Source organism: Actinoplanes sp. NPDC023801 (genome assembly GCF_040639655.1).
GTDB lineage: Bacteria > Actinomycetota > Actinomycetes > Mycobacteriales > Micromonosporaceae > Actinoplanes.
Genome location: NZ_JBFAAI010000070.1, coordinates 1 through 7,254, shown reverse-complemented (window position 1 = coordinate 7,254; position 7,254 = coordinate 1). Strand labels below are relative to the sequence as shown.

Annotated in this window: 6 protein-coding genes; 5 read left to right on the top strand and 1 reads right to left on the bottom strand. The window is 69.3% G+C overall.

Annotated elements, in window-relative coordinates:
- Window positions 1-76 precede the first annotated feature (76 nt).
- A complete protein-coding gene (locus AB0G04_RS44050) occupies window positions 77-1,342 on the bottom strand; it encodes an MFS transporter (RefSeq protein ID WP_360996687.1) in 1,266 nt (421 codons plus the stop codon).
- A gap of 53 nt (window positions 1,343-1,395) precedes the next feature.
- Here AB0G04_RS44050 and AB0G04_RS44045 point away from each other — a divergent pair, with 53 nt between their 5' ends.
- The 5 genes from AB0G04_RS44045 to AB0G04_RS44025 form a co-directional block, all read left to right on the top strand.
- Window positions 1,396-2,367: a helix-turn-helix domain-containing protein gene (locus AB0G04_RS44045; RefSeq protein WP_360996688.1), complete on the top strand. Its 972-nt coding sequence runs from the start codon at window positions 1,396-1,398 to the stop codon at window positions 2,365-2,367.
- Between the two features lie 75 nt (window positions 2,368-2,442).
- Entirely contained in the window at window positions 2,443-4,110 is a 1,668-nt protein-coding gene (locus AB0G04_RS44040; RefSeq protein WP_360996684.1) for an ATPase, T2SS/T4P/T4SS family, read from the top strand.
- Between the two features lie 83 nt (window positions 4,111-4,193).
- Window positions 4,194-5,321: a type IV pilus twitching motility protein PilT gene (locus AB0G04_RS44035; RefSeq protein WP_360996681.1), complete on the top strand. Its 1,128-nt coding sequence runs from the start codon at window positions 4,194-4,196 to the stop codon at window positions 5,319-5,321.
- A gap of 4 nt (window positions 5,322-5,325) precedes the next feature.
- Complete coding sequence (locus tag AB0G04_RS44030; protein ID WP_360996678.1) at window positions 5,326-6,555, top strand: type II secretion system F family protein; 1,230 nt, start codon at window positions 5,326-5,328, stop codon at window positions 6,553-6,555.
- Between the two features lie 118 nt (window positions 6,556-6,673).
- Window positions 6,674-7,254, top strand: a 581-nt coding sequence (locus AB0G04_RS44025; RefSeq protein ID WP_360996675.1) for a prepilin-type N-terminal cleavage/methylation domain-containing protein, incomplete at its 3' end; no start/stop codon positions are given.

Sequence of the window (7,254 nt, the reverse complement as noted above, 5' to 3'; positions counted from 1 at the left end):
GACCAGCTCAGCCCCCCGCCCGGCTCTCACCGCTGTCTCGGAATGCCTGAGACAGCGGTGAGAGCCGGCTTGGGTTTCAGGCGGTGGCGCCCAGCTCATCCCGGACCGGCAGGTGCTTGCCGGCGTACAGCATCAGGCTCAGGATCGCGCCGAGGATCGCCAGGCCGCCGGCCACGTACCAGGCCATCGTGTAGTTGCCGAACTGGTCGCGGACCAGCCCCGCCGCGGTGGCCGCGGCGGCCGCCCCGAACTGGTGCGAGGCGAAGACCCAGCCGAAGACGATCGGCCCGGCCGCGCCGAAGTACTCCCGGCACAGCGTCACGGTGGGCGGGACGGTGGCCACCCAGTCCAGCCCGTAGAAGAGGATGAAGATCAGCATGCTGGGGTGCGCGGTCGCGGCGAACAGCGACGGCAGCACCAGCAGCGACAGCCCGCGCAGGGCGTAGTAGGCGCCGAGCAGGATCCGGCTGTCCACCCGGTCGGTGAGCCAGCCGGACGCGATGGTGCCCACCACGTCGAAGACGCCGACCAGCGCGAGCAGGGTCGCCGCGGTCGTCTGCGGCATCCCGTGATCGTGCGCGGCGGGGATGAAGTGGGTGCCGACCAGCCCGTTCGTCGTCGCCCCGCAGATCGCGAACCCGCCCGCCAGCAGCCAGAACGGGCGGGTCCGGGCCGCCTCCCGGAGCGCGCGGAGGGCGTTCCCGGCCGCGCCTCCCGCCGGCTTCGCCGGTTGCTCGATCTCGGTGGCCCCGAGGGCGGGCACGTCCAGGTCAGCCGGATGATCACGAAGGCGCCACCAGAGCAGCGGTACGACCACAAGCGCCGCCACCGACACGGTCAGTGCCGCCGTGCGCCAGCCGTCCGACTCGACGATCCGGGACAGCACCGGCAGGAAGATCAGGTTTCCGGTCGCCCCGGCCGCGGTCAGCACGCCGGTGACCAGGCCGCGGTGCCGGACGAACCAGCGTCCGGTGATCGTCGCCACGAAACCGAGGGCGAGAGAGCCGGTCCCGAGCCCGACCAGCACGCCCCAGCAGAGCATGAGCTGCCAGCTCTCGGTCATCCACAGGGTCAGGCCGGAGCCGGCCGAGACCAGCAGGAGTGCACCCATCGCGACCCGGCGGACGCCGAAGCGGTTCATCAGGGCGGCCGCGAACGGCGCGGTCAGGCCGTAGAGCAGCAGGTTCACCGAGACAGCGGCGGAGATGGTGCCGAGCGACCAGCCGAACTCGTCGTGCAGCGGTTGCAGCATGACGGACGGGGTGGCCCGGAACCCGGCTGCGCCGAGCAGGGCTACGAAGGCGACGGCGGCGACCGCCCAGGCGGGATGGAAACGTCTCACGACACCGATCCTTCTGTTCAACGTGACTTCGGACGAGTGGCCGGAGAGCCATGATGCGTAAGAATCGGGCCATGCGGCATCTCATCGCGGTGCTGGTCCTCGACGGCCTGGTGCCGTTCGACCTCGGCACGCCCACCCAGGTGTTCCTCTCCGCACGCGACGACGACTTCCGGCGGCTCTACGACGTCCGGGTCTGCGGGCCCGCCCCGGTCCGGACCGAGGCAGGCTTCACCGTCGTCCCCGAGCACGGGCTGGAACAGCTGGAGGTGGCGGACACGGTGATCGTCCCGGGCATCCACCGGGGCGGTCCGGTCACCGACGGGACCCTGCCCGGCGACGTCCGCGAGGCACTCGTCGCGGCCGCGGCCCGGGGTGCCCGGATCGTCTCGATCTGCACCGGCGCCTCGGTCCTCGCCGCGGCCGGCCTGCTCGACGGCCGCCCGGCCGCCACCCACTGGGCCTGGGCGGACCGGATCGGCGGGCTCTATCCGCGGGTGGCATGGGACTTCGACGTGCTCTTCGTGGACGACGGGAACGTGCTGACCTCCGCCGGGGTCGGCGCCGGGGTCGACCTGTGCCTGCACATCATTCGCCGCGATCACGGCGCGGCGGTGGCCAACCGGACGGCCCGGCGCTGCGTGGTGCCGCCGTGGCGGGACGGCGGGCAGGCGCAGTACATCGAGCGACCGGTCCCGGCCGCGAACGGCGCCGGCACCGACTCGACCCGCGCCTGGGTGCTGGACCGGCTGGCCGAACCGGTGACCCTGGAGGAGATGGCCGGGCACGCCCGGATGAGCGTGCGCACGTTCACCCGCCGGTTCCGGGACGAGACCGGTCTCAGCCCGCGGCAGTGGCTGCTCCGCCAGCGGGTCGAGCACGCCCGCATCCTGCTGGAGTCGACCGATCTGGCGGTCGACGCGGTGGCCCGCCGTTCCGGGCTGGGCAGCGCGACCGCTCTCCGCCAGCATCTGCACGCCACGATCGGGGTGGCGCCCTCGGCGTACCGCCGCACCTTCCGCCATTGATCTTTGGCCTCAGTTCGGCGGTAAAGTGTCCGACTGGTTCCTTGAGCCCTCTTTTCCGCCCCCGCCGAGGAACCCATGGATCAGACCTTCCGTCCGCTGCTCGACGCCCTGAAGCAGATCGGCGTCGACCCCGATGCGGTGGACCGGGCCGCCGCGGAGGCACAACGCAGCGGCCGGTCGGTGCGTGCCGTCCTGATCAACGACCAGGTCGTCACCGAGGAGCAGCTCACCCAGGCGGCCGCCGCCGCGTTCGGCATCAACACCCTGGACCTGGTCGGTTTCACGCCGGACCCGCAGGCGCTCAAGCGGATCCCGCTACCGGTCGTGCTGCGGCACCGGGTGCTCGGTCTGGCGATCAACGACGGCGAGCTGGTCGTCGGCGTGACGGACCCGGCCGACGTGGTGGCCCTGGACGACGTACGCGCCGCCACCGGCATGACGATCCGCCCCGTGGTGGTGGCCCGCAGCGAGGTGCGGCGGATCATCGAGAAGCTCCAGCGTGAGGGCGCCGACCTGGCCGATCTGGCGGACGCCGGGCTGGAGGACCAGGCCGGCATGTCCGCGCAGGCGACCAGCACCGAGGACGCGCCGATCGTCCGCTACGTGAACAGCCTGATCGAGCAGGCCGTCATGAACCGCGCCTCCGACCTGCACCTGGAGCCGACCGAGGACGACATGCGGGTCCGCTACCGGATCGACGGCGTGCTGCACGAGGTGGATCTGGTGCCCCGCGGCGTGATGAACGCGCTGATTTCCCGTATCAAGATCATGTCCGGGGTGGACATCACCGAGAAGCGCATTCCGCAGAACGGCCGCATCACCGCGCAGATCCGCGACCGTGTGGTCGACCTGCGTACCGCCACCCTGCCCACGGTCTGGGGCGAGAAGATCGTGCTCCGGGTGCTCGACACCGGCGGCATCGACCTCGACCTGGCCAAGCTCGGCTTCACCCAGCACAACCTGGAGCGCTTCAGCGCCTCCTTCAGCAAGCCGCACGGCATGGTGCTGGTGACGGGACCGACCGGATCCGGCAAGTCGACCACGCTCTACGCGACGCTCGGCAAGATCAGTCGGCCCGAGGTCAACGTGATCACGGTCGAGGACCCGGTCGAGTACCGCCTCCGCGGCGTCAACCAGGTGCAGGTGAACGCGAAGGCGGGGCTCACCTTCACCGCCGTGTTGCCGGCGATCCTGCGTACCGACCCCGATGTGGTCCTGATCGGTGAGATCCGGGACGGGCACACCGCACAGATCGCCGTCGAGGCCGCCCTCACCGGTCACCTTCTGCTCTCCACGTTGCACACCAACGATGCGCCGGGCGCGGTCACCCGTCTCACCGAGATGGGGATCGAACCGTTCCTGGTCGGCTCGTCACTCGACTGCGTGCTCGCCCAGCGCCTGGCCCGGCGCATCTGTGACTGGTGCAAGGAGCCGTACGCCCCCACCGAGGAGGAGATCATCGGTGCCCGCTGGCCGCTGGAGGACCTGGCCTTCCCCGAGGTGCTGTACCGGCCGGTCGGCTGCCGGAACTGCGCGAACACCGGGTACAAGGGCCGGATCGCGATCCACGAGGTGATGCCGGTGAGCGCCGAGATCGAGTCGCTGACCATCCGGCGGGCCCCGGCCGGCGAGATCCGCGAGGTCGCCCTGAGTCAAGGGATGTACGACCTGCGCGCCGACGGTCTGGCCAAAGCGGCCGGTGGCCTCACCTCGATCCGAGAGATCTCACGAGTAGCCGTATAGCACCGGTTTCGCTACTAAACCAGGTCCCTGCGGTGCCGATTCAACAAGCGTCGGACGCACCGAGGACGGACCTGGGAGAACAGATGGACACGCTCCAGCACGACGTACGCCAGGCGGGAACCGCCGCCGCCGCGTCCTCGGAGGACCTGGACGTGCTCGACTCGCTGCTCATCACCCTGGTCGAGTCGGGCGGCTCCGACCTGCACCTGACAGTCGGCTCCCCGCCGATGATGCGGGTGCACGGCTCGCTCCGGCCGGTTCCCGGCTACGGCAAGCTGAACACCTCGGACACCGAACTGCTGGCCCGCGCGGCCGTCTCCGAGGCCCAGTGGCAGACGTTCCTCGCCGAGCAGGAGATGGACTTCGCCCACAGCATCGTCGGCGTCTCCCGCTTCCGGGGCAACCTCTACCGTCAGCGGACCTCCTGCGGCGCGGTCTTCCGGGCCATCCCGCACAAGATCAAGCCGCTGGACGAGCTCGGCATGCCGGAGTCGGTGGCCCGCTTCGCCCACCTGCCGCGTGGTCTGGTCCTGGTGACCGGTCCCACCGGTTCGGGCAAGACCACCACCCTGGCGTCGCTGCTCGACCTGGCCAACCGCAGCCGGGCCGACCACATCATCACGATCGAGGACCCGATCGAGTTCCTGCACCCGCACAAGCGGTCCGTGGTGAACCAGCGGGAGGTCGGCACCGACACCGACACCTTCGCGTCTGCGCTCAAGCACGCGCTGCGGCAGGACCCGGACATCATCCTGGTCGGCGAGCTGCGTGACCTGACCACCACCTCCACGGCGCTGACCGCCGCGGAGACCGGTCACCTCGTGATGGCGACCCTGCACACGCAGAGCGCCACCCAGACCATCGACCGTGTCATCGACATCTTCCCTCCGCACCAGCAGCTGCAGATCCGTGCCCAGCTGGCGGCAAGTCTGCAGGGCGTGATCACTCAAGCGCTGGCTCCGACCGCCGATGGAAAGGGCCGGGCCGTGATCTGCGAGATCCTCACCGCGACCCCGGCCATCCGCAGCCTGATCCGGGAGGGCAAGACGCACCAGATCCCGTCCTTCATGCAGGCCGGTGGGGCCGACGGCATGCTCGCCTTCGACCAGCACCTGGCCGAGAAGATCCGGGAGGGCACGGTCGCCATGCAGGCCGCACTGGAGATCTGCCACTCCGCCGAGGAGCTCAAGCGGCTCGTGGGAAACGGGTGATCCGATGTCAGCGACCAAGACTTTCACTTACAACGCGATCGACGCCTCCGGCAAGAAGGCCAAAGGCACGATCGAGGCGCCCAGCGAGGCTGCCGCCACCCATATGCTGCGGCAGCGCGGCGAGGTCCCGCTCGACCTGACCGAGGCGGGTCAGGGTCTCCAGATGGAGATCAAGATCCCCGGCATGGGGAACGGCGTCAAGCTCAAGGACCTCGCGGTCTTCGCGCGGCAGTTCGCCACCATGACCTCCTCCGGCATGTCGCTGCTGCGGTCACTGTCGATCCTCGAGGAGCAGACCTCCTCGCTGCCGCTGAAGAAGGCGATCGGCGAGGTACGCACCGACGTCGCCTCCGGCGCGGGCCTGTCCGCCTCGATGGCGAAGCACGACCGTGCCTTCCCGCGCCTCATGATCGCCATGATCAGGGCCGGCGAGACCGGCGGCATGATCGACAAGGCTCTCGAACAGATCGCCGAGAGCCTGGAGAAGGACACCGCGCTCCGCGGCAAGATCAAGGCTGCGCTGACCTATCCCGCGATCGTGCTCGCTTTCACGTTCGTGATGATCGCCGGCGTACTCATCTTCATCGTCCCGATCTTCGAGGGGATGTTCAAAAGTCTCGGCGGCGAACTACCCGCGCCAACTCAGTTCCTGGTCACGGCCAGCAACAACATGGGCTGGCTCGGGCCGCTGACACTCGGCAGCATCATCGCCGCGACCGTCTTCTACAAGCGCAAGATCCGGTCGAGCGCGGAGTTCCGGCTCCGGGTCGACCAGATCAAGATGCGCATGCCGGTCTTCGGTCCGCTGCTGCGCAAGCTCGCCATGAGCCGGTTCTCCCGGAACCTCGGCCTGCTGCTCAACGTCGGCGTCCCGGTCATGCAGGCACTCGCCGTGGTCGGCGAGACCACCGGCAACGAGGTCATCAACGTCGCCATGAAGGACGTCCAGGCGACGGTCCGCAACGGCAACACGATGTCCTCGGCACTCCGCCATCACCCCATCTTCCCGGCCATGGTCACCCAGATGATCGAGGTCGGGGAAGAGAGCGGTCAGATCAGTCAGATGCTCGACAAGGTTGCCGACTTCTACGACAGAGAGGTCGACGCCGCAGCCGAGTCACTGACCGCCTCGATCGAGCCAATCATGGTGGTCGTCATGGGCACCGTGGTCGGCGGCATGGTCATCTGCCTCTACCTGCCGATGTTCACCATCGGTCAGAACATCCAGGGCTGACGACTCCGCCAGGTAACACCCGCAAGTCCCCTGGCCGACTCCCGACGGCCGGTCGCATCACCGGGCACCCGAGCCCGGCCCCTTCTCCACCCCACCCTTATGCCTCGGAGGCAACCCCATGCAGCTGCACGACACCATCGCCCGACTCCGCGCCGGCAAGAAGAAGGACGAGGGCTTCACCCTCATCGAGCTCCTGGTCGTGGTCGTCATCATCGGCGTCCTGGTCGCGATCGCCGTGCCGGTGTACCTGAACTACCGCCAGGGCGCGGCCGACAAGTCGGCGCAGTCGGACGTCCGCGGTGCGATCAGCGCGGTTGAGCAGTACTACACCAGCAACGGCAACGCCTACCCGGCCACCGGGTCCGAGGCCAACGCCGCCGGTACCGTCGGCAAGCTGGTGCTGGGCACCGCCCCCGCCGTCGCGACCATCACGCTGTCCGACAAGACCCAGCTGGGCTACGTCCTCGTCCCCGCCGCCGGCACCAACCCGGCCCACTACCTGATCTGCGCCAACAACACCGGCGGCAGCGGCAAGTGGTACCTGTACAACAGCTTGAACGGTGGCTCCGTCAAGGCCGCCACCGGCACCCTCGTGCTGGGCACCTGCGCCGCCGCAGCCACCCGACCCTGCGTCTCGACGATGTGGGCTTCCGGATCGCCCGGACTCCCCGGTCGTAGCGCGGACACCTCTCCGCGCCG

Bases quoted from the DNA above. Each gene is read 5' to 3' on its own strand.
- AB0G04_RS44045 (WP_360996688.1), top strand. From the start codon at position 1,396: ATGCGTAAGAATCGGGCCATGCGGCATCTCATCGCGGTGCTGGTCCTC.
- AB0G04_RS44040 (WP_360996684.1), top strand. From the start codon at position 2,443: ATGGATCAGACCTTCCGTCCGCTGCTCGACGCCCTGAAGCAGATCGGC.
- AB0G04_RS44035 (WP_360996681.1), top strand. From the start codon at position 4,194: ATGGACACGCTCCAGCACGACGTACGCCAGGCGGGAACCGCCGCCGCC.
- AB0G04_RS44030 (WP_360996678.1), top strand. From the start codon at position 5,326: ATGTCAGCGACCAAGACTTTCACTTACAACGCGATCGACGCCTCCGGC.